20 protein-coding genes are annotated in these 21,182 nt (G+C 66.7%); 9 read left to right on the forward strand and 11 right to left on the reverse strand.

What is annotated here, in order from left to right:
- The first annotated feature begins 58 nt into the window (after positions 1-58).
- Entirely contained in the window at positions 59-595 is a 537-nt protein-coding gene (ppa, locus tag AC0IXR_RS05885) for an inorganic diphosphatase (protein WP_018044679.1), read from the forward strand.
- Positions 596-819: 224 nt separating this feature from the next.
- Here ppa and AC0IXR_RS05890 read toward each other — a convergent pair whose 3' ends face one another.
- Positions 820-2,091, reverse strand: a complete 1,272-nt coding sequence (locus tag AC0IXR_RS05890) for an FAD-dependent monooxygenase (protein WP_471760253.1) — start codon at positions 2,089-2,091, stop codon at positions 820-822.
- A gap of 283 nt (positions 2,092-2,374) precedes the next feature.
- Here AC0IXR_RS05890 and tesB point away from each other — a divergent pair, with 283 nt between their 5' ends.
- From tesB to AC0IXR_RS05915, 5 genes are all read left to right on the forward strand, one after another.
- Positions 2,375-3,244: an acyl-CoA thioesterase II gene (tesB, locus tag AC0IXR_RS05895; protein ID WP_471760050.1), complete on the forward strand. Its 870-nt coding sequence runs from the start codon at positions 2,375-2,377 to the stop codon at positions 3,242-3,244.
- 283 nt (positions 3,245-3,527) lie between these two features.
- Positions 3,528-3,866 carry a P-II family nitrogen regulator gene (locus AC0IXR_RS05900; RefSeq protein WP_018044676.1) on the forward strand — a complete coding sequence of 113 codons (339 nt, stop codon included), beginning with the start codon at positions 3,528-3,530 and terminating at the stop codon, positions 3,864-3,866.
- Between the two features lie 88 nt (positions 3,867-3,954).
- Complete coding sequence (locus tag AC0IXR_RS05905) at positions 3,955-5,460, forward strand: ammonium transporter (protein WP_056429781.1); 1,506 nt, start codon at positions 3,955-3,957, stop codon at positions 5,458-5,460.
- Positions 5,461-5,756: 296 nt separating this feature from the next.
- On the forward strand, positions 5,757-6,713 hold the full coding sequence (locus tag AC0IXR_RS05910; RefSeq protein WP_244478085.1) for a TorF family putative porin: 957 nt from the start codon (positions 5,757-5,759) through the stop codon (positions 6,711-6,713).
- Between the two features lie 213 nt (positions 6,714-6,926).
- Complete coding sequence (locus tag AC0IXR_RS05915) at positions 6,927-9,650, forward strand: DNA translocase FtsK (RefSeq protein WP_471760051.1); 2,724 nt, start codon at positions 6,927-6,929, stop codon at positions 9,648-9,650.
- Positions 9,651-9,659: 9 nt separating this feature from the next.
- Here AC0IXR_RS05915 and AC0IXR_RS05920 read toward each other — a convergent pair whose 3' ends face one another.
- The 6 genes from AC0IXR_RS05920 to AC0IXR_RS05945 all read right to left on the reverse strand — a co-directional run bounded on the left by AC0IXR_RS05920 (position 9,660) and on the right by AC0IXR_RS05945 (position 15,785).
- Entirely contained in the window at positions 9,660-9,983 is a 324-nt protein-coding gene (locus AC0IXR_RS05920; protein ID WP_207412440.1) for a YnfA family protein, read from the reverse strand.
- Positions 9,984-10,032: 49 nt separating this feature from the next.
- Positions 10,033-11,535, reverse strand: coding sequence for a TIGR01777 family oxidoreductase (locus AC0IXR_RS05925; RefSeq protein WP_471760052.1), 1,503 nt, complete (start codon positions 11,533-11,535; stop codon positions 10,033-10,035).
- Positions 11,536-11,560: 25 nt separating this feature from the next.
- Positions 11,561-12,196: a DUF4166 domain-containing protein gene (locus AC0IXR_RS05930; protein ID WP_471760053.1), complete on the reverse strand. Its 636-nt coding sequence runs from the start codon at positions 12,194-12,196 to the stop codon at positions 11,561-11,563.
- A gap of 86 nt (positions 12,197-12,282) precedes the next feature.
- A complete protein-coding gene (locus tag AC0IXR_RS05935) occupies positions 12,283-12,843 on the reverse strand; it encodes a GbsR/MarR family transcriptional regulator (RefSeq protein ID WP_056429788.1) in 561 nt (186 codons plus the stop codon).
- Positions 12,844-12,912: 69 nt separating this feature from the next.
- Entirely contained in the window at positions 12,913-13,950 is a 1,038-nt protein-coding gene (locus AC0IXR_RS05940) for an aldose epimerase family protein (protein ID WP_471760054.1), read from the reverse strand.
- 56 nt (positions 13,951-14,006) lie between these two features.
- Positions 14,007-15,785, reverse strand: a complete 1,779-nt coding sequence (locus AC0IXR_RS05945) for an ABC transporter ATP-binding protein (protein WP_471760055.1) — start codon at positions 15,783-15,785, stop codon at positions 14,007-14,009.
- 199 nt (positions 15,786-15,984) lie between these two features.
- On the opposite strand from AC0IXR_RS05945, the gene AC0IXR_RS05950 reads away from it, so the two are divergent.
- Complete coding sequence (locus tag AC0IXR_RS05950) at positions 15,985-16,902, forward strand: metal ABC transporter solute-binding protein, Zn/Mn family (protein ID WP_244478087.1); 918 nt, start codon at positions 15,985-15,987, stop codon at positions 16,900-16,902.
- A 30-nt stretch (positions 16,903-16,932) separates the two neighbouring features.
- On the opposite strand, the gene AC0IXR_RS05955 is transcribed toward AC0IXR_RS05950, so the two are convergent.
- Genes AC0IXR_RS05955 through pgsA form a run of 3 tightly spaced genes read right to left on the reverse strand, consistent with a single transcriptional unit; the run spans position 16,933 to position 18,274 of the window.
- The gene (locus tag AC0IXR_RS05955) at positions 16,933-17,355 is read right to left on the reverse strand and encodes a GNAT family acetyltransferase (RefSeq protein WP_471760056.1); all 423 of its coding nucleotides are present in this window, start codon (positions 17,353-17,355) and stop codon (positions 16,933-16,935) included.
- Between the two features lie 36 nt (positions 17,356-17,391).
- On the reverse strand, positions 17,392-17,643 hold the full coding sequence (gene moaD / locus AC0IXR_RS05960; protein WP_056430470.1) for a molybdopterin converting factor subunit 1: 252 nt from the start codon (positions 17,641-17,643) through the stop codon (positions 17,392-17,394).
- Positions 17,644-17,674: 31 nt separating this feature from the next.
- Positions 17,675-18,274, reverse strand: coding sequence for a CDP-diacylglycerol--glycerol-3-phosphate 3-phosphatidyltransferase (pgsA, locus tag AC0IXR_RS05965; RefSeq protein WP_419951554.1), 600 nt, complete (start codon positions 18,272-18,274; stop codon positions 17,675-17,677).
- Between the two features lie 162 nt (positions 18,275-18,436).
- On the opposite strand from pgsA, the gene AC0IXR_RS05970 reads away from it, so the two are divergent.
- Positions 18,437-18,721: a ribbon-helix-helix domain-containing protein gene (locus AC0IXR_RS05970; RefSeq protein ID WP_471760057.1), complete on the forward strand. Its 285-nt coding sequence runs from the start codon at positions 18,437-18,439 to the stop codon at positions 18,719-18,721.
- Between the two features lie 108 nt (positions 18,722-18,829).
- Complete coding sequence (locus AC0IXR_RS05975) at positions 18,830-19,051, forward strand: type II toxin-antitoxin system RelE/ParE family toxin (protein WP_471760254.1); 222 nt, start codon at positions 18,830-18,832, stop codon at positions 19,049-19,051.
- 18 nt (positions 19,052-19,069) lie between these two features.
- Here the strand turns inward: AC0IXR_RS05975 and uvrC are convergent, their stop codons facing one another.
- Positions 19,070-21,124 (reverse strand): excinuclease ABC subunit UvrC, encoded by a 2,055-nt coding sequence (gene uvrC, locus AC0IXR_RS05980; protein ID WP_056429803.1) that lies wholly within the window; start codon positions 21,122-21,124, stop codon positions 19,070-19,072.
- Between the last annotated feature and the right edge of the window lie 58 nt (positions 21,125-21,182).

Below are 21,182 nucleotides of genomic sequence, written 5' to 3' on the forward strand. Positions count from 1 at the left end.
GATTTAAGAGACGCGTCAAACAGCGCCCCAGGTTGCTGCAGGTTAGAGAGAGGACCCCATGATCATCGATTCCATCTCGATCGGTAAGAATCCGCCGGACGACGTCAACGTCATTATCGAGGTTCCGATCGGCGGCGATCCGATCAAGTACGAGATGGACAAGGAATCCGGTGCTCTGGTGGTCGACCGGTTTCTCTATACCGCGATGCATTACCCGGGGAATTACGGCTTCATCCCGCACACGCTCTCGGGTGACGGTGATCCATGCGACGTTCTCGTGGCCAATACGCGCGCCATCGCTCCCGGCGCGGTCATCAGCGTTCGGCCGGTGGGCGTCCTCGTGATGGAGGACAATGCCGGCGAGGACGAGAAGATCATCGCCGTGCCCTCGCGCCACCTGACGATGCGCTACGACCGGATCGAGAACTACACCGACCTGCCGGACATCACGATCCAGCAGATCCAGCACTTCTTCGAGCATTACAAGGATCTGGAACCCGGCAAGTGGGTCAAGATCAAGCGCTGGGGCGACAAGGCCGAGGCCCAGCGCCTCATCAACGAGGGTATCGAGCGCGCCAAGGCCGAGAAGGCCTGAACCACGGACCTCTCAGGGCCTGTTCAAGAGGTGTTTGTCCAAGCTCTACCTCATCCTGAGGCGCCGCGTAGCGGCCTCGAAGGAGCGCTCCAGTGGTCGCGCGATCCCTGGAAGGCTCCTTCGAGGCCCTTTGCTCAGGCAAAGGGCGCCTCAGGATGAGGAGGTCTGATTGGATGATCTACTGTGCCTTGAGCAGCCACTGAGAAATCCGATCACACCAACGCTCACAACGCCTCGCCCCGCATCAGCCGGGGCGAGGCAGCCCGCGAGGCCGAGGCCTCGCCGATGAACAGCGACTTCAGGCCGGGGAGCCTGTCGACGAGGCCGAGCCCGAGATCGCGCGCGAGGCGAACCGGCAGGACATCGTTGGAAAACAGCCGGTTCAGTCCATCCGTGGCCGCCGCCATGGCGAAAGTATCGAAGCGCCGGCTGCGCTCGTAGCGTTGCAGCACATCCTTCGCCCCTGGGTCGAGGCCGAGCCGCAAGGCCTCCGTGATCTCCTCCGCCAGCGAAGCGGCATCCGCGAGGCCGAGGTTCAATCCCTGCCCGGCGATGGGGTGGATCACGTGGGCCGCGTCGCCGAGCAAGGCGAGTCGCTCGCCCCGGAAGCTCCGCGCCATGCCGAGGGACAGCGGGTGGGCGCTCGGCCCGTCTTCGAGGACGAGACGACCGAGATTGAGCCCGAAGCGCCGTTCGATTTCCGCAAGCGTTTCTTCCCGGCTGCCGCCGATCAGCGCCTCCACATCCGAGGTCCGCTCGGTCCAGACGATGGAGGAGCGATGACCCAGCGCGCCGCCATCCACCAGCGGCAGGATGGCGAAGGGGCCGCTCGGCAGAAAATGTTCGAAGGCGCGGCCACCATGCGGACGCTCATGCCCGATCGTCGCGACGATGCCCATCTGCGGATAGGAGCGTCCGACCCAACCGATCCCCGCGGCCTCGCGCAATCTCGAACGCGATCCATCCGCGGCCACCAGCAGGGAGGCGACGGCCCCGCGCCCGTCGGACAGGGCGACGGCGATGCCGGCACCCCGCGCCTGTGCATGGCGGATGCCGACCGGTTCCAGGACAACGCCGCAGGCTCTCGATGCCGAGAGCAGGGATTCCACCAGGAACTCCGCTTCGACCATGTGCGCGAAGGGCTCGCCGGCCTCCGCTACGTCATCGGCGCCATGTCCGCCAAAGGTGAGAAAGATGGGCCGGACCGGGTCCGTCAGCCGACTGTCGCTGATCGCCATGTCGAGGATCGGTTCGGCCGCATGAGCGATGTCGTCCCAGACCCCCAGCCTCGTCAGCATGCGCCGCCCGCCGGCCGCCACCGCGAAGGCACGCCCCCGATGGCGTAAAGCCGCACGATCCAGCCCCGGATCGAAGACAGCCACATCCAACGATTCGCCATGGGCCTGGCGCAGAGCCAGCGCCAGGCTGAGGCCGGGAATACCGCCGCCCGCGACGATCACCTTGCGAGGTGCGCGACCGTCCATCGATCCGCCCATGCTCTTCACCTCGTCCCCCTCCGCGCCGGCTGCGATCCGACGGGCCTGCACTGGCACCGCGTTTCATCCGAGGCAACGTTTCTTGCCCGAGGCCATGCGCTTTGCCGGAGCCAACGCGCGAAGGCGAGGCTTGGTGCATTGGCGAGGCTCGGCACGTGGGCGAGACGTCCGATGCGTGGCTTTCACCCGCGCGCCTTGCATTCCGTGCCCGGTGTGGCGATGCCAATGCCCAATAATACGCGTTGCACGACACCCTCGGTGTCACTGTCCTGCAAAGGCCCGCATGACCGGATCCGTCGACGAACTCCTCGCCTGCCTCGACCTTGAACCGCTCGCTGACGACCTGTTCCGTGGTCAGAGCATCCAGACCGGTTGGTTCCGCGTCTTCGGCGGCCAGGTGCTCGGGCAGGCCCTGGTGGCCGCGTCGCGCACCGTGGAGGCCAGTCGCCCGGCGCATTCCCTCCACGCCTATTTCATCCTCGGAGGCGATCCCGCCGCCCCGATCGATTACGCGGTGGAGCGGATTCGCGATGGGCGCAGCTTCGCCACGCGGCGGGTCGTGGCCCACCAGCATGGCCGTGCGATCTTCACCCTCTCGGCATCGTTCCACATCGAGGAAGACGGTGCTTTCCATCAGGCCGGCATGCCGGATGTGCCGGCCCCCGAGGCGCTGCTCGACGCCCCCGCTCTCGCCGCGGCGGCGGGGCCGGCGATCCCCGCGACCATGCGCGCCTATCTCGGACGGGCCACCCCGATCGAGTTGAGGCCGGTGGAGGTCGAACGCTATCTGTCGCGCGATCCGCGCGAGCCTCGGTTCCACGTCTGGATGCGGGCGCGAGAGCGGCTACCGGACGAGCCGGCGCTACACAGGGCCGTACTCGCCTATGCTTCCGACCTGATGCTCCTCGACGCCACCCTGATTCCGCACGGCAAGACGGTGTTCGACGCGTCGATCCAATCCGCCAGCCTGGATCACGCGCTCTGGTTCCACCGATCGTTCCGCGCCGATGATTGGCTGCTCTATGTCCATGACAGCCCGTCCGCCTCCGGCGCGCGCGGTTTCGCCAGAGGATCGCTCTTCACTCGACGTGGCGAGCTGGTGGCGTCGGTCGCTCAGGAAGGCCTGATACGCCCGACCGGCGATGGATCCTGAACCTCTGCAACCTTTGCTTTACTGGCTGCCACTCTGCTCACGATATCGTCTGAATGAGTATTCTTTAGGCGATTGACGCAGAAATTTCGCCCGATCCCGCGTCAGTGATCGGTCACTTTGTGTGCAGATGGCAAAATCGGGAAAAGTTCCCTTTGGCATAATCCTTGAATGATGGGCGCCGATCGCTTGGCCATTCTGGCTGGTGCGAAAATGCCGGATCGCCGGGCCGCGACGTAGATCGCGCCGGTGACCGGGGGCATCCAGAACAAAGGGGGCGCCGCCCATGAAGATCGTGATGGCTATCATCAAGCCGTTCAAGCTCGAGGAGGTCAGGGATGCGCTGACCGGGATCGGCGTGCACGGCCTCACGGTGACCGAGGTCAAGGGTTACGGCCGCCAGAAGGGCCATACCGAGATTTATCGCGGCGCCGAATACGCGGTGAGCTTCCTGCCGAAGCTGAAGATCGAGGTCGCCGTCGCGTCAGACCTCACCAGCAGCGTCATCGACGCCATCGCCGCCGCCGCCCGCACCGGCCAGATCGGCGACGGTAAGATCTTCGTCGTGCCGCTCGAGAAGGCCGTCCGCATCCGCACGGGCGAGACCGACGTCGACGCGCTCTGATCCAAAGGCCCGGCTGGACGACGCTCCGGCCTGCCTTCCCCTGCTTTCCCCACATCACCATCGCACCGCGACCGGGAGTTCCGTTTCCATGAAACTTCGCAATGCCCTTGCGCTCGGGATGGGAGGCGCCGCGCTGGCCCTCCTGTTCGTCGAGCCATCCCTCGCACAGTCGCCGACGCCAGAAGTCGTCTCGGCCCCGGCTGCCGCCGCACCCGTTCCGAACAAGGGCGACACCGCCTGGGTGATGATCTCGGCGGTCCTGGTGCTGCTGATGACGGTGCCCGGCCTGGCGCTGTTCTACGGCGGCCTCGTGCGCACCAAGAACATGCTCTCGATCCTGACGCAGGTCTTCGCCATCGCGGCGGTCGTCAGCCTTCTGTGGGTCGCCTTCGGCTACAGCATGGCCTTCACCAATGGCGGCGGTCTCAACGACTTCGTCGGCGGCTTCTCCAAGGTCTTCCTGAAGGGGGTCGATCCGTCCACCACCGTGGCGACCTTCTCCAACGGCGTCGTGATCCCCGAATACGTCTACATCTGCTTCCAGATGACGTTCGCGATGATCACGCCCGGCCTCATCGTCGGTGCCTTCGCCGAGCGGATGAAGTTCTCCGCCCTGCTCGTGTTCTCCATCCTGTGGGTCACCCTGATCTACTTCCCGATGGCTCACATGGTCTGGTACTGGGGTGGTCCGGACGTCGTCGGCGATGCGGCCAAGGCTCTTGCGGCCGCGACCGACGATGCCTCGAAGGCAACCGCTCAGGCTGCCCTGGACGCCGTCAACGCCGATGCCGGAATGCTCTTCAAGTGGGGCGCCCTCGACTTCGCCGGCGGCACCGTCGTGCACATCAATGCGGGCATCGCCGGCTTCGTCGGCTGCCTGATGCTCGGCAAGCGTATCGGCTACGGCCGTGACCTGCTCGCCCCGCATTCGCTGACCATGACCACGATCGGCGCTTCGCTGCTCTGGGTCGGCTGGTTCGGCTTCAACGTCGGTTCCAACCTCGAAGCCAACGGTTCGGCCGGTCTGGCCATGATCAACACCTTCGTCGCCACCGCCGCCGCCGCCGTCTCCTGGCTGTTCGTCGAGTGGATGCTGAAGGGCAAGCCCTCTCTCCTGGGCATGCTCTCGGGCGCCATTGCCGGCCTCGTCGCCGTCACGCCCGCTGCCGGCTTCGCCGGCCCGATGGGATCGATCGTCCTCGGCTTCGTCGCCGGCGGCGCCTGCTTCATCATGTGCTCCACCGTCAAGAACGCCCTCGGCTACGACGATTCGCTCGACGTCTTCGGCGTCCACTGCATCGGCGGCATCCTCGGCGCCCTGGCCACCGGTATCCTTGTGAGCCCGGACCTCGGCGGCGTCGGCATCCCCGACTACACCAGCAAGCCCGGCGAACTGGTTGTGGGCGCCTACGATATGGCGGCCCAGCTCCTCGCCCAAGGTAAGGCCGTCGGCTTCACCATCCTGTGGTCCGCCATCGGCTCCGCCATCCTGTACAAGCTCGTCGACCTGACCATCGGTCTGCGCGTGACCCAGGACGAAGAGCGCGAAGGCCTCGACATCGCCGATCACGGCGAGCGCGCCTACAACTACTGATCCTGCTCTAGCGCGATCTCACCGCACCAAGAGGCCCCGGTCGCCATGCGACCGGGGCCTTTTTCATGGCCGTGAAAGCCCGCGAAGAGGCATCGACCGCCCCTCGGTATACGGGCAGGGCCGGCTCACCCCGCCGGACTGGGGCGAGAATGTGATGCAAATGCAACATCCCGATGGCAAGTCCCGCCAGAAGCCGTATTTGCCTATTTGCTGGGCAATTGCATCAAAGTTAGTTTTGCGAAGATCGGCGGGATTGGGCAACTTGGCTCTCACAGAATAACTGGGGCTGAACTCTAATGACACTGAAGCTGACTTCACTGGGGACTGCCGCTTCCCTCGCCGCGTTCCTGAGCGTTGGCAGCGTCAACGCCGCCGACCTTGCCGCTCCGAAGGTCATGCCGGTCGAGGCGAAGGTCGCCGACCCGCTGATCGGCTTCTCGTTCGGCTCGCGCTACCAGACGGACTACAACTTCCGCGGTGTGTCGCAGTCGAACCGCCAGGGCAGCTACCAGTCCTTCTTCGAGGCCCAGTATTTCGGCGGCTTCGCCTATACCGGCCTCGCCACCTACCAGACCCGCCTGCCCACGCAGCCGGACATGGAGTTCGATCTCGCCGCCGGTATCCGTCCGACCTTCGACAAGTTCACCCTCGATCTCGGCGTGCTCTACTACTTCTACCCGAACGAGAAGCGCCTGCTCGGCCCCGGCGGCGCGTTCCTGACCACCGCCAACACCGACTTCATGGAATATGCCGCCAAGGGCACCTGGGCAGCGTCGGATGCGCTGACCCTCGGCCTCAACGTGTTCTTCTCGCCGAACTTCCTCGGCCAGCACGCCAACGGCACCTACACCTCGGGTACCGCCGCCTACACCCTGCCGGCGAACTGGTTCTCGTTCCTTCCCGAGGCCTATTCGGGCGGCTTCTCGCTTTCGTCCGAGCTCGGCTACTACTTCCTGACCGCCGCCAAGACCTCGGCTACCGGCCAGACCGCGTTCAACCTGCCGAGCTACCTCTACGGCAACGTCGGCCTGTCCTACACCTACAAGAACATCGTCCTCGACGTTCGCTACCACAACACCAACCTGAGCAAGACCGACTGCTTCAACTTCACCGGCGACTACCGCGGCTTCAACAACGGCGGAACCTCCAAGTGGTGTGGCGATGCCGTCATCGGCTCGATCACCTTCCAGACGTCGACTGCAGCTCCTGGCATCTATGCCGAGCCGGGCGGCCTCCTGAACCTCTTCCGCTAAGCCCCGAGCTCAGCGACGGACAAAGAAGGCCCCGGAGCGATCCGGGGCCTTTCTTCGTTGGCGGCGCGGATGAATTCCGGCAAGGCGCGTGGTGACAGCGCATGAAAGCACGGACATCTGTACGCACCGCGCTAACGATCTCTAAGCCTTAAACAGCCGTTAACTCGGTCGCCATAGCGTTACCGGATCGTTTCTCCCTGCGTCTGGTCCCGTATGCGCTCGCTCCGCCGTTCCGCATCGCCTTACGACACCTTCGTCGACAGCTTTCGGCCATTTTTGGCCAAGCGGATGACGGAGATGGGCGGTCTCATCCTCTTTGCCGGCGCGACCGCGCTCACGGTCGCTCTGGCGACCTGGTCCATCGACGATCCGAGCATCAACCACGCCACCGATCATGCCGCGCACAACGTGCTCGGCACCGGCGGTGCGGTGGTGTCGGACCTCGCGATGCAGCTCCTCGGGCTGGGCTCTCTCGCTTTCGCCCTGCCGCCCGCCTTCTGGGGCGTGCAGCTGATGCGATCGCGCGAATTGCCCCGGGGCGGGCTGCGGCTCACCCTTTGGATCATCGGATTCTTTGCCGCGAGCGCGGTGGCGAGCGCACTGCCGCCCACCGCCCGCTGGCCTCTTCCCACCGGTCTCGGCGGGGTGGCGGGCGATGCCCTGATCCATACCGCGCGACTCATCGTCGGCGCCATCGCGTCGCCAGCGGCTGCCCTCGTGGGCTTCGCCTTCGCGGCCGTAGCGATCCTCTGCCTCACGGGTGCCTGCCGCGCCGGAGCGGAGCCGGAGGAGGAGCCCTACGATCAGCCCCTTCCGTCCGCGTCCAACCAGCGTCCGCCCTCCTCGGCACGGCATGACGGCCGCTATGAGGAGGACGAGCTGAGCCTCGGCATCGTCTCCCTCGGCACCCTGGCGCATCTCCTGATGGGCGGCCGGACCGCCCTCGCCAGGCGCATCGCCGAATGGCGTGCCGAAAGGGCGGCGGCGGCCACGGACCTCGCCTATGCGGGCGCCTCGCCGGCTCTGGCCGCGCGCCGCGCGTTCTCGGATGGAGACGACGCGCCCTGGTCGACCCACGCACCGCAGGAGATGGGAAACCCGGCGAGAGGCGATGCCGCCTCGGCGCGTCGCGAGCCGGTCTTCGAGCCGCAGCCCGTGGCGGAGCCCCGGCCGGTGACACGCCGGCCCCTCCCGGAGCCGATCCTGCACGACGACGAGCCGGATGATGGCGGCGAGGAGTACTATGCGAACGAGGAACCGGTCGCGTCTGTGCCGGCCCCGCGCTCCCGCGTCGCCCCTGTGGCACCGTCTCCCGCTCCGGCGCCGATCCGGCGCGCGCCCGTCTCCCAAAACTATGGCGCGGAGAGCTACGCTCATCCGGCCCTCGAATTGCTCGCCGAAGCACCGAGCCTGTCCCTGGCGAGCCAGATCTCGACGGAAGCCCTGGAGCAGAACGCGACCCTGCTCGAGGCGACGCTCAGCGATTTCGGCGTGCGCGGCGACATCCTCGCCGTCCGCCCCGGCCCGGTGGTCACGCTCTACGAACTGGAGCCGGCCCCCGGCACCAAGTCGAGCCGCGTGATCTCGCTCTCGGACGACATCGCCCGCTCCATGTCGGCGGTCTCGGCCCGCGTGGCGGTGGTGCCCGGCCGCAACGCCATCGGCATCGAACTGCCCAATGCCAGGCGCGAGACCGTGTATCTGCGCGAGCTTCTCGCTTCGGCGGATTTCGTCGAGACGAAGCAGAGCCTCGCTTTGTGCCTCGGCAAGAATATCGGCGGTGAGCCGATCATCGCCGATCTCGCCAAGATGCCCCACCTGCTCGTCGCCGGCACCACGGGCTCCGGTAAGTCGGTGGCCATCAACACGATGATCCTGTCGCTCCTCTACCGGATGAAGCCGGAAGAGTGCCGCCTGATCATGGTCGACCCGAAGATGCTGGAACTCTCCGTCTATGACGGCATCCCGCACCTGCTCTCCCCCGTCGTCACCGACCCGAAGAAGGCGGTCATCGCCCTCAAATGGGCCGTGCGCGAGATGGAAGAGCGCTACAAAAAGATGTCGAAGGTCGGTGTGCGCAACATCGACGGGTTCAACGCGCGCCTCGCCGAGGCCCGTGGGCGTGGCGAGGTCCTGACCCGTACGGTCCAGACCGGGTTCGATCGCGAGACGGGTGAGGCGGTCTACGAGACCGAGGAGATGGACCTCAATCCGCTCCCCTACATCGTCATCGTGGTCGACGAGATGGCCGACCTGATGATGGTGGCGGGCAAGGACATCGAAGGCGCGATCCAGCGCCTGGCTCAGATGGCGCGCGCAGCCGGCATCCACCTCATCATGGCGACGCAGCGCCCGTCGGTGGACGTCATCACCGGCACGATCAAGGCGAACTTCCCGACCCGGATCTCCTTCCAGGTCACGTCCAAGATCGACAGCCGCACGATCCTCGGCGAGATGGGCGCCGAGCAGCTGCTGGGCCAGGGTGACATGCTGTTCATGGCCGGTGGTGGCCGCACCACCCGTGTCCACGGCCCGTTCTGCTCGGATTCGGAAGTCGAGAGCGTCGTTGCCCACCTAAAGCGCCAGGGACGGCCGTCCTATCTCGAAGCTGTCACCGCCGACGATGGCGAGGACGACGACAAGGGGACCAAAGGCGGAAAATCGGCCAAGGGCTCGATCGACGAGATCGAGGTCGACGGCGCGGTCTTCGACCAGGGCAGCTTCGGCGAGAGCGGCGGCGATCTCTACGCCCAAGCCGTGCAGGTGGTCATGCGCGATAAGAAGGCCTCCACCAGCTATATCCAGCGCCGCCTGCAGATCGGCTACAACCGCGCCGCCTCGCTCATGGAGCGGATGGAGGTCGAGGGCATTGTCGGTTCGGCCAACCACGCGGGCAAACGCGAGATCCTGGTGGAGCCCGATCCGCACGAGATGTGACGCGCGTCGTCAGGCGCGCGGCGCGAACAGGATGATCCCGGTGCCGACGAGGCAGATTGCGGCACCGGTCATATCCCACCGGTCCGGCCTCTGGCTCTCGGCGAGCCACAGCCACAGGATGGAGGCGGCGATGTAGACGCCGCCATAGGCGGCATAGGCCCGGCCCGCCGCGTCGCTCTCCACCCTGGTGAGCAGCACGGCGAAGAGGACGAGGGACGCCACGCCCGGCAGGGCCCACCAGGCCGACCGGCCGAGTCGCAGCCAGGCCCAGAAGGCGAAGCACCCGGCGATCTCGGCCAAAGCGGCGCCGGTATAGACGAGGGCGGTGATCAGGGGTTCGCTCCATCACGAAGGGGGGCTGCGCGCCGCGTTCCCATGCCGGTCATTCTCTCAGCGGGACGACGGCCCGCGAGGGCCGGGCCTCCGCCTCCCGCCCGACATTCCGGCCCAGAATGGATCCAAGTGCCGAATCCAGCCGGGCATGCCGGAAGGCGAACCCGCTGGCGAGCGCTTTCTCGGGCAGCACCCTCTGCCCGCCCAGGAGCATCTCCTCGGCGAAGTCGCCGCCCAGCCAGCGCAGGAGCCGCGCCGGAAGCGGGAAGATTGCCGGGCGGTGGAGCTGCCGCGCCAGGGATGCGGCGAAATCGGCATTGCGGACCGGCTCCGGCGCGGTGGCGTTCACCGGTCCCGCCATGGTCGGCGTCGCGATGGCGTGGCAGATCAGGCGGACGAGGTCGTCGCGGGAAATCCACGACATCCATTGCCGCCCGGAGCCGATCCGTCCCCCGAGGCCGAACTCGAACGGCATGAGAAGTCGCGCGAGGAGGCCGCCCTCGATTCCGAGCACCAGCCCGGTGCGCAGGAGGACGACCCGTGGGCCGAGGGCCGCGATTGCCATCGCCTCCCGCTCCCAGGCCGCGCACACCCTTTGGGTGAAGGCCGAAGCCGCCGGGCTCGATTCGGTGAGGCTGTCATCGCCGCGCAGGCCGTACCATCCGACGGCCGAGCCGCTGACGACGACGGAAGGTGCCCTGTCGAGGCGGGCCACCAGTTTGGCGAGCCTCCGAGTCGTCCTCAGGCGCGACGCGAGGATCGCGCGGCGCTTGGCGGGCGTCCACAGCCCGTCGGCGATCGGTTCGCCCGCGAGATTCACGATGGCATCGAGCCGCGCGCCGTCCGGCAGTTGGTCGAGGGAGGTGACGATCCGCAACGGCGCGGGCAGTGCCGCGGCTTTCGCCCCGTCACGGGTCAGGACCGTCACCTCGTGGCCGGCCGCCACGAGGCTCGCCACGAGGCGCTGGCCGACGAAGCCGGTAGCGCCTGTCACCAGGATCGCCCGCGCCGGAGCGAGCACGTCCGCGAGCCCGGCCGGCGCGGGCAGGCCCAGGCGCTCGGACCGCCCGGCGGCGAACCAGTCGCGCAGGCCGAAGATCGCGACGGAGAGCGAGGCGGCGAGGGCGAGGGCGCTCCAGGCTCCGTGGCTCACCCAGGCGATGCCCGTGGCCTCCCTGGCCCAGCCGAGCAGCACCGGTAGAATGAGGACGAGGATCGCACCGTAATTCAGCGCCAGGAGGGTGTGGTTGACCCGTTCGGTGGCCGGCAGGCGCCGACTCAGATCCTCCTCGACGAAGTCCATCAGCGTGATCACGACCTCGACGATGAGCACGCCCATGATGGCCCAGGCGAGCAGCCCCTTGGGTTCGGCGAAACCGAGGGTGAGGAAGAGCAGGGTATAGAGCCAGTTGCGCACGGCATGGAGACGCAACTCGCCGCGCTGGGACGGGCGCCAGGCGAGGCGCTCGGTCAGTTCGTGGTGGTAGAGGGTGTCGAAGGCCCCCATGGCGATCTGCACGGCGATCAGCGACCACAGCAAGGTCGAGGTCATGATGTCGGGTCTCCCCCGTGATGGATCAGGCGTCGACGACGTCGCGGAACTCCGCCTCCTGGCGGATCAGCGTGCCGAACCAGGGATGACGAACGGTGAGGATGAAGGCGAAGCGGTTCGTCCCGGTCTCGCCGTGGGTCACCGTGAGGGTGCCCGGCGTCAGGAAACCGGGAAGCGGCAGACGCCATCCGCCCAGCCGGAGGAAGTAGCGGCGGCTCGAAAAGACCAGCCCGCCGTCGACGACGGCGACATCGAGGCTCATGCCGAGACCGCCGCCCACATGCTCTTCGAGGCCGGTGGGCCCGGCGAAGCGCTTGGCCGAATTGACGGTCTGGGGAAATCCGTCCGGCCGCGCATAGAGCCGCGTCCAGACCTGCCCGCCGCCCGACCGGTCCTCCGTCACGGAGACGACGCTGGCGAGGCCCGTGGCCCGGGAGGTGGGGAGCGGGCCGCCGATGAGGCGGGCGGCTTGTGCCAGAACCCAGCCGAGGCGGCTCATCCGCGTCTCGATCACGGTTCCCACATATACGGCGCTGGTGCCGGGGCGGAGACGCTTGGTGAAGCGCCGGCGGATCGCAGGCGACAGAGTGGTCCAGTCCTCGTCCGCGATCAGGCTGCGAAAGCGCAGGTCGCGGAGGTCGGCCTCGTGCGCACGGGCCATCACCGGACTATCGCCGGGGGGAGGCGCCGTCCGGCCCATGGAAGGCCGCCTCATCGCCGTCATGGTCATGATCGCGGCTCCCCGGTTCAGCCTTCGGGCTTGGAGGGCAGGAAGCGCACGATCCGACTGCCGAGGCGGATCAGCTTGGCGAGGGTCGCGTGCGGGACGCCGAGCATCTGGCTGTGCCAGCGATCCATGGTCTCGGTGAATTCGAGCATCGCCTTGAGGCGGCGAGAGGCGACGGCGCCGATGGTCGGATCGCCTTCGGCCTGCGCCACGCAGGTGCGCAGGGCCGCGATCGCCGGATCGATCTCGCGCTCCTTGCGGCCGGCGGCGATGCGCGTGACCATCTCCCACAGATCGGTCTCGGCGACGAAGTGATCGCGACGCTCGCCCAGCACGGGGACGCGCCGGATCAGGTTCCAGCCCGACAGCTCCTTGAGCGACGTCGAGACGTTGGAGCGCGCGATGCCGAGGGTCGCCGCGATCTCCTCCGCCGCCAGGGGCCTGTCCGACAGGTAGAGCAGGGCGTGAATCTGGGCGACGGAACGGTTGACGCCCCATTGCCCGCCGAGATCGCCCCAGTGGAGGATGAAGCGCTCCACCGCCACGGGGAGCTTTTCGGGGATGTCTGTAATTTCCGTCATAACAGAAATTACAGACATAAAAGAACCCAAGTCAAGCGACCACCGCTTCGGGCGATGACGGGCGGTGCGTCAGTCCGCGCTGAAACGATAGGTCGTCGTCGCGGTGAAGACCTCGCCGGGGCGGAGCGTCGTGGAGGGAAACTCCGCCCGGTTCGGCGCGTCGGGAAACCCCTGCGCCTCGAAACAGACCGCGTCGCCGGATCGGTACAGCCGCCCGCCGGACCCGATCACCGTGCCGTCGAGCATGTTGGCGGTGTAGAGTTGCAGGCCCGGCTGGGTGGTGGCGACGTCGAGCCGTCTCCCGCTCGCAGGATCGACGGCGGACGTCACATGCCGGAGGGAGCCGGGTTCGCGCAGCACGAAGGTGTGGTCGTAGCCGTGGGCCAGAGCGAGTTGCAAATCCCCGTCGCGGATGCGTGAGCCCAAGGCTTCGGGCTCGCGGAAATCGAAGGCGGTGCCCGCCACGGGTCTGATCTCGCCCGTGGGGATCTGGTCGGCATCGGTGGGGAGGTAATGGTCCGCCGCGATGGCGACCCGATGTTGCATCACGTCGCCGGAGCCCTCGCCGGAGAGATTGAAATAGCTGTGGTTGGTCAGGTTGAGGATGGTCGGCCGGTCGGTCCAGGCCCTGTAGTCGATCCGCAGGGTCTCGTCGTCGCTGAGGGAGTAAGCGACTTCCACATCGAGATTGCCGGGGAAGCCCTCTTCGCCGTCGATTGAGCGATAGCCGAGTACCAAGGTCGTCTCGTCCGCCCGGATCACCCGCCAGACGCGACGGTCGAACCCATTCGTCCCGCCGTGCATGGTGTTGCCACCGACATTGAGCGGCAATTGGTATTCGTGTCCGTCGAGGCTGAAGCGTCCCTGGGCGATGCGGTTGGCGTAGCGTCCGATGATGGCGCCGAAATGCGCGTCGCTGGCCTCGTAGCCCGCGACGTCACGCGCACCGAGGACGACATTGGTCCAGGCTCCCTCGCGGTCGGGCGTATCGATCCGGCTGACCACGCCGCCATAATCGAGGATGTCGACCCGCAGGCGAGATCGGGCGAGGCTGTATCGAGTGACGGGGCTCCCATCCTTCGTTCGTCCGAAGGCCTGTCCTGCCATGCCGGCATCCGTTTCACGCGCGAGGATTCGTGACGCTTCAACGCACGGAATGCGGATCAGGGGGCGGCGGGCTCTTCCGCATCTCCGGACAATTGCATGCGATGCAGACGGGCATAGCCACCCTGCGAGGCCATCAGGGCGTCATGCGTCCCCGTCTCGATGATGCGGCCGGCCTCCATCACCACGATCATGTCGGCATCGCGCACGGTGGAGAGGCGGTGCGCGATGACGAGGGTGGTCCGCCCCTGCATCAGGCGCAGCAGCGCGCCCTGGACCAGCCGCTCGGATTCGGAATCGAGGGCGCTCGTCGCCTCATCCAGAAGCAGGATCGGCGCGTCCTTGAGGAAGGCGCGGGCCAGGGAGATGCGCTGGCGTTCGCCACCGGACAGCCGCCCGCCGGAGGGGCCGACGCGGAACTCGTAGCCCTCCGTCAGCCGGGTGATGAATCCATGCGCTGCGGCGGCCTCCGCAGCGGCCTCGATCTCGGCGCGGGTCGCACCGGGGCGGCCGAACCCGATATTGGCCGCGATGGTATCGTCGAACAGCACCACGTCCTGGGAGACCACTGCCACGGCCGCGCGCAGGGATGGAATCGTCACGTCGCGCAGATCCGCGCCATCGATGAGAACGCGGCCCCCCGTCACGTCGTACAGTCGGGGCACGAGGTTCAGCAGAGACGACTTGCCGGAGCCGGAACGGCCGACCAGGGCGACGGTGGCGCCTGCGGGAACGGTGAGGTCGATGCCCTCCAGCGCCGGCGCATCCTCGCGATATCGGAAGCGGACCTCCTCGAAGCGGATCTCGCCGCCGGTGATGACCAGCGGCACGGCATCGGGCTTTTCACGAATGCGTGGTGCTTCGTCCATCAGGGCGAAGTAGCGATGGAGCGCCGCCCCGGCTTCCTGAAGGATGGCGTTGAGGGTGCCCAAAGCGCGGGCGGGCTGCGCGGCCAGGAGCAGGGCCGCCACGTAGCCGGTGAAATCGCCCACCGTGCGGTCACCGGACATGACGCGCTGGCCCACCAGGACCAGCACCGCCGCCACGGCGAAGCCCCCGCCTATCTCCATCAACGGGTCGAGGCGTCCCCGGGCATTGGCCGCCTTCATCTTCAAGCGGCGGACGGTATCGAACGCGCCTGAGGCACGGCCCTTCAGGTAGGATTCCAGCGCGTAGGTCTTGGCGATGCGCGCGCCCTGCAAGCTCTCGGTGATGAGGCTGGCGGTGTGGCCCATCTGCTCCTGCGTGGTGGTAGAGACCCGCCTGAGCTTCTTGCCGATGCGGCCGATCGGGCCGGCGACGAAGGGCACGACCACGCCGGCCACGAGGGTGAGCACCGGGTCCATCCAGAGCAACGCGACGACGAGGGCGATCAGCATGGCGAGATCGCGCAGTAGCACAGTGGAGATGCGGGTCAGCGCCTCCTTGATGAAGGCGAAATCCGTGGTGAAGCGCTGGGTGAAGGCCGCCGGGCTCTCGCGGCCGAGCTGGGCGAGGTCGGAATCGATGAGGTGGCCGTAGAGCGCCGCCTGCATGTCGGCCTCGACACGGCTGACGACCCGATTGGTCAGCACGGTCTGCCCGAACAGTGCGAAGCCCCGGATCGAGGTGATGGCGATGACGATGAGCGGTCCGTAGGTGAGGGCCGACGGGTCCTTGTGGTCGAACGCATCGAACGCCCCCTTGATCAGGGCGGGATACAAACCCGTCGCCGCTCCGATGATGGCGATGAGCACCAGCACCACGGCGAGGGTGCCCCGATGCGGCCGCAGCCATTCGCGCCAGACCCGGCCGAGGAGGGGGAGGGTCTCACCCCTCAGAAGCGGCCGACGGGCCATGCTCATCCGTTGTCTGTCGCGCGGGGGGGCTCCCGGCTCTCGGTCGGGGGTTTGCCGGTCGGAGACCGGAAGATCAAGCGAGGCCATCGGGCTTGGCAATGTGATAGTGTTACATTACACGGCGCGACGGATCATCTGGTCTGCCCGTTTCCGGGAACCGATGCGAAGGACGACGGGTATGCGATCGAGACGTCACGCCATGAAGACGGGCCTTACGGCGTGGGTCGGTATCGCCCTCGCTCTCACGGCCTTCGGCGGGAATGCGGATGCCGCCGAGCCGCTGAAGGCGGTGGCGACCTTCTCGATCCTCGGCGATCTCGTGAAGCAGGTGGGCGGCGACCGCGTCGAGGTCTCGACCCTTGTCGGCCCCGATGCCGACGCGCATGGCTACAACCCGGCCCCCGGGGACGCGCGCAAACTCACCGCCGCCAATCTCGTCGTGGTCAACGGCCTCGGCCTGGAAGGCTGGCTCGACAGGCTGATCAAGGCCTCCGGGACGAAGGCGCCCGTCATCGTCGCGACCAAGGGCGTGAAGCCCATCGAGGGTGACGACGACCATGGCGGAGGGCATGCGGGGCACGCGCATCATGACGATCCCCATGCCTGGCAGAGCATCGCCAATGTGCGGATCTACATCGGCAACATCAGCGACGGGCTCTCGACCATCGATCCCGAACACGCTGCCGACTACGCAGCCAACGCGAAGGCCTATCTGACGACCCTGGCGGGTTTGGAGACCGACATCCGCGCGGCCATCGCGGCGATTCCCCCCGAACATCGCAAGATCATCACCACGCACGATGCGTTCGGCTATTTTACCGCCGCCTACGGCCTCGACTTCATCGCGCCGCAGGGCGTCTCCACCGACAGCGAGGCGAGCCCGAAGGATGTGGCCCGCATCATCCGGCAGATCCGGCGCGACAAGATCCCGGCCGTCTTCCTCGAGAACGTGGCCGATCCCCGCCTGATGCAGCAGATTTCGCGGGAGAGCGGAGCCATTGTGGGCGGCAAGGTCTATTCCGACGCCCTGTCCGGTCCCGATGGCCCGGCGGCCACCTACGTGGCCATGATGCGCAGCAACATCGCCGCCTTCAGCGCGGCTCTCGGCAAGAAGTGAGTGCCCGGCGGGGTTTTGGGCCGGAGCCACTCACCCCGCCGTCTCGCCGATGACTTTCTGCAGACAGATCGTCCGGGTGTCCCGGTAGCCGAGATGTTCGTAGAAGTGGCGGATCGCTTCATTCTCTTCGCGCACGAGGAGCTGGACCTTCCAGACGCCACGCGCGGACAGCCACCGCTCGGCTGCTTCCATGATCGCCCTGCCCAGGCCGATGTCGCGATACCGCGGGTCGACGGCGACATAATAGAGCCATCCCCGGTGACCGTCCTCGCCCACCGTGGCGGCGACGGCCCCCTCGCGCTCGACGACCAGGATGGTCGAGTGCGGATCGCGGCGGGCGAAGGCGATGTCCTTGCCCGCATCGTTCCACGGCCGAGAGATTCCGGCCGCGAGCCATAGGGCCGCGACGCCCTCGAAATCGGCGTCCTGGAATTCACGGATCACGGACGTCATCGCGTGAGGGTCTCCTCGCAGACGATCCGAGGCGGCTCAGCCGCCCGTCATCGGCGGGAAGAACGCGATCTCGGTGGCCCCGGCGATGGGCGCATCCGGCTTGGCATGGACGCGGTCGATGGCCGCCCGCACGATGCCGGCATTCTCGAACGCGTAGGCGTATTCTTCGCCCCTGCCACTCAACCAGGCCACGAGGTCGGCGACCGTCTCGGTCCCGGCGGGCGGGGTCACAACCTCTTCGGCCTTGCCGATGCGTTCGCGCACCCAGGCGAAATAGACGAGCTTCATGGTCTGCCCTTCCGGCTGTGGCATCGGCGGGTCAGCGCGGATCGTCCATCACGTGCCGGATGCCGGCTCTCATATAATCGTAGCCCGTGTAGAGCGTCAGGGCCGCGGCGATCCAGAGCAGGGCCTCTCCGGCGATGACGGTATGGGGGAGGATCGTCTCCCCCGCCTTTCCGGCCACGAGGAAGCCGATCGCCACGAGTTGAAGGGTGGTCTTCCATTTGGCGACGCGGCTGACCGGTACGCTGACCTTCAACTCCGCCAGATATTCGCGCAGGCCCGAGACGAGGATCTCGCGGCACAGGATGACGATGGCCGCCCACAGGCTCCAGTCATGGATCGTCTTGTCGGCCACCAGCATCAGCAGACAGGCGGCGACGAGCAGCTTGTCGGCGATCGGATCGAGCATGCGCCCCAGGGCCGAGCTCTGATCGTAGGTCCGGGCGACGTAGCCGTCGAGATAATCGGTGATGGCGGCCGCGATGAAGACGCCGAGAGCCGCGAACCGTGCCGCATGCTCGTCCGGCCAGTACAGCAGCGCCACGACGACGGGGACGGCGACGAGCCGCCCGTAGGTCAGGCAATTCGCCAGCGTCCAGGCCGGTGACCGGCGTCGGAGAGGAAGGACAGTCATCGACGCGGTGAAACCATGGGCGGGGGGAGGGGTCAACCACGATGATGCAAACGGACAAGCTGCTTCGATAGCGCCTAGGCCGTCGCGCTGGGCCCATCGCAACCGAATGTGCCGAGCCGGATTTTGTGCTACCAATGCGCTGAGGGAATAGAGTGCTCACGCATGTCGTCCGCAGACACGATCAGCATCACCATGACGCCCGATCTCCATCAGGCGGTACGTGAAAGCATCGAGGCAGGTGAGTATTCATCGACCAACGAGGTCATGCGTGATGCGCTGCGACTATGGCAGCGGCAACGGCTCGAAGAAGCGGAGCGCTTGACCGAGATACGGGCTCGTGTTCGCCGCTCACTTGGTGACGCCCGGCAGGATCTGACGGCGATGGAAGCGGACCTTCACCTCGCACGCCTGTTCGCCGGCGAGGGCACCAAGACCTCGGGTGCGTAGACTCCCGGTCTTCTTCCGGCCGGATGCGTTGGACGACCTGGCGACATTTTTCGCTTAGTTCGCGAAGCGAGTGGAAGCGTCTCGGTCGCCGCGTCGTTCGTACGACGCATCAAGTTCCGATGTGATCGGATCGGAGATGCGCCTCGTGCCGGTCGACCACGCGACGACCTCGTATCCGGCCTTCGCACGGTACCATTCGAGCGTTCCGCCGTGATCGCTTATCTGGTCGAGGACGACAGGGTCCGGATCACCAACATCTTCTATGGCGGGAAGGATTACGAGGCTCTGTATCGCCGGTCAGACGACGACCCCGGCACCGAACCCACCTGACGCAGGCGTTTTTGAGCCTCAGCCTCCGGCATGGAAGAAATCATACACCGCACGTGCCGTGGCTGCGTTGACGCCGGGCGTGGTCGCCAGATCCTCCAGGGAGGCGCGCTGGATCGCCTTCACTGTCCCGAAATGGTGGAGGAGGGCGCGCTTGCGGGTCGGGCCGATGCCGGCGATCTCGTCGAGGGGGTTCTTGATCATCTCGCGCTTGCGCTTGGCCCTATGCGTGCCGATGGCGAAGCGATGGGCCTCGTCCCGCAGGCGCTGGACGAAGTAGAGGGTCGGATCGCGCGGCGGCAGCTTGAACGGGGCCTTTCCGGGCACGAAGAAGGTCTCGCGTCCGGCATCGCGATCGCGACCCTTGGCGATGCCCACGAGGGCGACATCGGTGACTCCGAGTTCCTCCAGCGCCGTGCGGGCGGCTTCGAGCTGGCCCTTGCCACCGTCGATCAGGACGAGATCCGGCCAGGCCGGCATGGTCTCGCTGTCCGATTCGGGAACCGGCTCGGCCGCACCGCCTTCGCTCGCTGAGATCGCCGCCTCGTTGGCGGTACGGGGGTTTTCCTTCACGAGACGCTTGAAGCGGCGCTGGAGCACCTCCTTCATCATCCCGAAATCGTCGCCCGGCGTCAGCTCCTCCGACTTGATGTTGAAGGTGCGGTAATGCGTCTTCGCAAAACCCGACGGGCCGGCGACGATCATGCCCCCGACCGCGTTCGTGCCCATGATGTGTGAGTTGTCGTAAACCTCGATGCGGCGGGGTGGGGCGGGCAATCCGAACGATTGCCCGAGCGCCACGAGCAACTTGCCCTGCGAGGCGGTGTCCGCGAGCCTGCGGGCCAGGGCCTCCTTGGCGTTGCGCTGGGCATATTCCACCAGGGCCTTGCGCTCGCCGCGCTGAGGCTGATGGACTTCCACCCTGTTCTCGGCGCGGCTCGACAGGGCGGCTGCCATCAGCTCCGCATCCTCGATCGCATGGGAGACGAGGACGATCCGGGGAGCCGGCTTGTCGTCGTAGAACTGGCTGATGAAGGAGGCGAGCACCTCGTCCGGCGTCATGCTGCGATCGGCCTTCGGGAAATAGGCGCGGTTGCCCCAGTTCTGGAAGTTCCGGAAGAAGAACACCTCGATGCAGAACTGGCCGGCCTGTTCGTCGAGGGCGAACACATCCGCCTCCTCGATGCCCTGGGTGTTGACGCCCTGGGTCCCCTGGATCGCCGAGAGCGCGCTGATCCTGTCCCGGAAGCGGGCAGCACGCTCGAATTCGAGCTTCTCGGAGGCGTCCTGCATCTCCTCGCGCATACGGTCCTTCACCGCGTTGGACTTGCCCGCGAGGAAGCTCTTCGCATTCTCGGCGAGCGCCTGATATTCTGGCAGGCCGATCTCCCCGGTGCAGGGTCCCGAGCAGCGCTTGATCTGGTAGAGCAGGCAGGGCCGCGTGCGGTTCTCGTAATAGCTGTCGGTGCAGGTGCGCAGCAGGAAGGCGCGCTGGAGCGCGTTGACCGTGCGGTTCACAGCCCAGACGGTGGCGAACGGGCCGTAATAGCTGCCCTTGCGCCGCCGTGCGCCGCGGTGCTTGACGATCTGCGGCGCCTCGGAATCGGCCGTGACCAGGATGTAGGGAAACGATTTGTCGTCCCGCATCAGCACGTTGAAGCGCGGCTTCAACTGCTTGATGAGGTTGGCCTCGAGCAGCAGCGCCTCGGTCTCGGTGGCCGTGGTGACGAACTCCATCGCCGCCGTCTGTGAGATCATCCGGGCGATGCGATTGGAATGGGCTTGGCCCCTCGCATAGGAGCCGACTCGGGCCTTCAGGTTCTTTGCCTTGCCGACGTAGAGGACATCACCCTTCTCGTCGAACATGCGGTAGACGCCCGGTCCCGACGGCAGCGTCGTCCAGAACCGGCGGATGATCTCCGTGCCGGCTTTGACAGCGCCTTCCTCGAAATCGAAATCGATCTCCGGTCCGTCGTCGATACGTTCCGGGGTCTCGTCCGCGTCCTCGCGCTCGTCGAACGAATCCGGCGGCAGGTCTCGCTGGGAAGACAGGTCTTTCGCGGGCTGGCGGCTCATGCCCGAGACTTAAGCGCCGGGGATTCGAGAGGGAAGGGGCTCCCGGTCTCGCCGACCC

Source organism: Methylobacterium sp. AC832, from assembly GCF_979256025.1.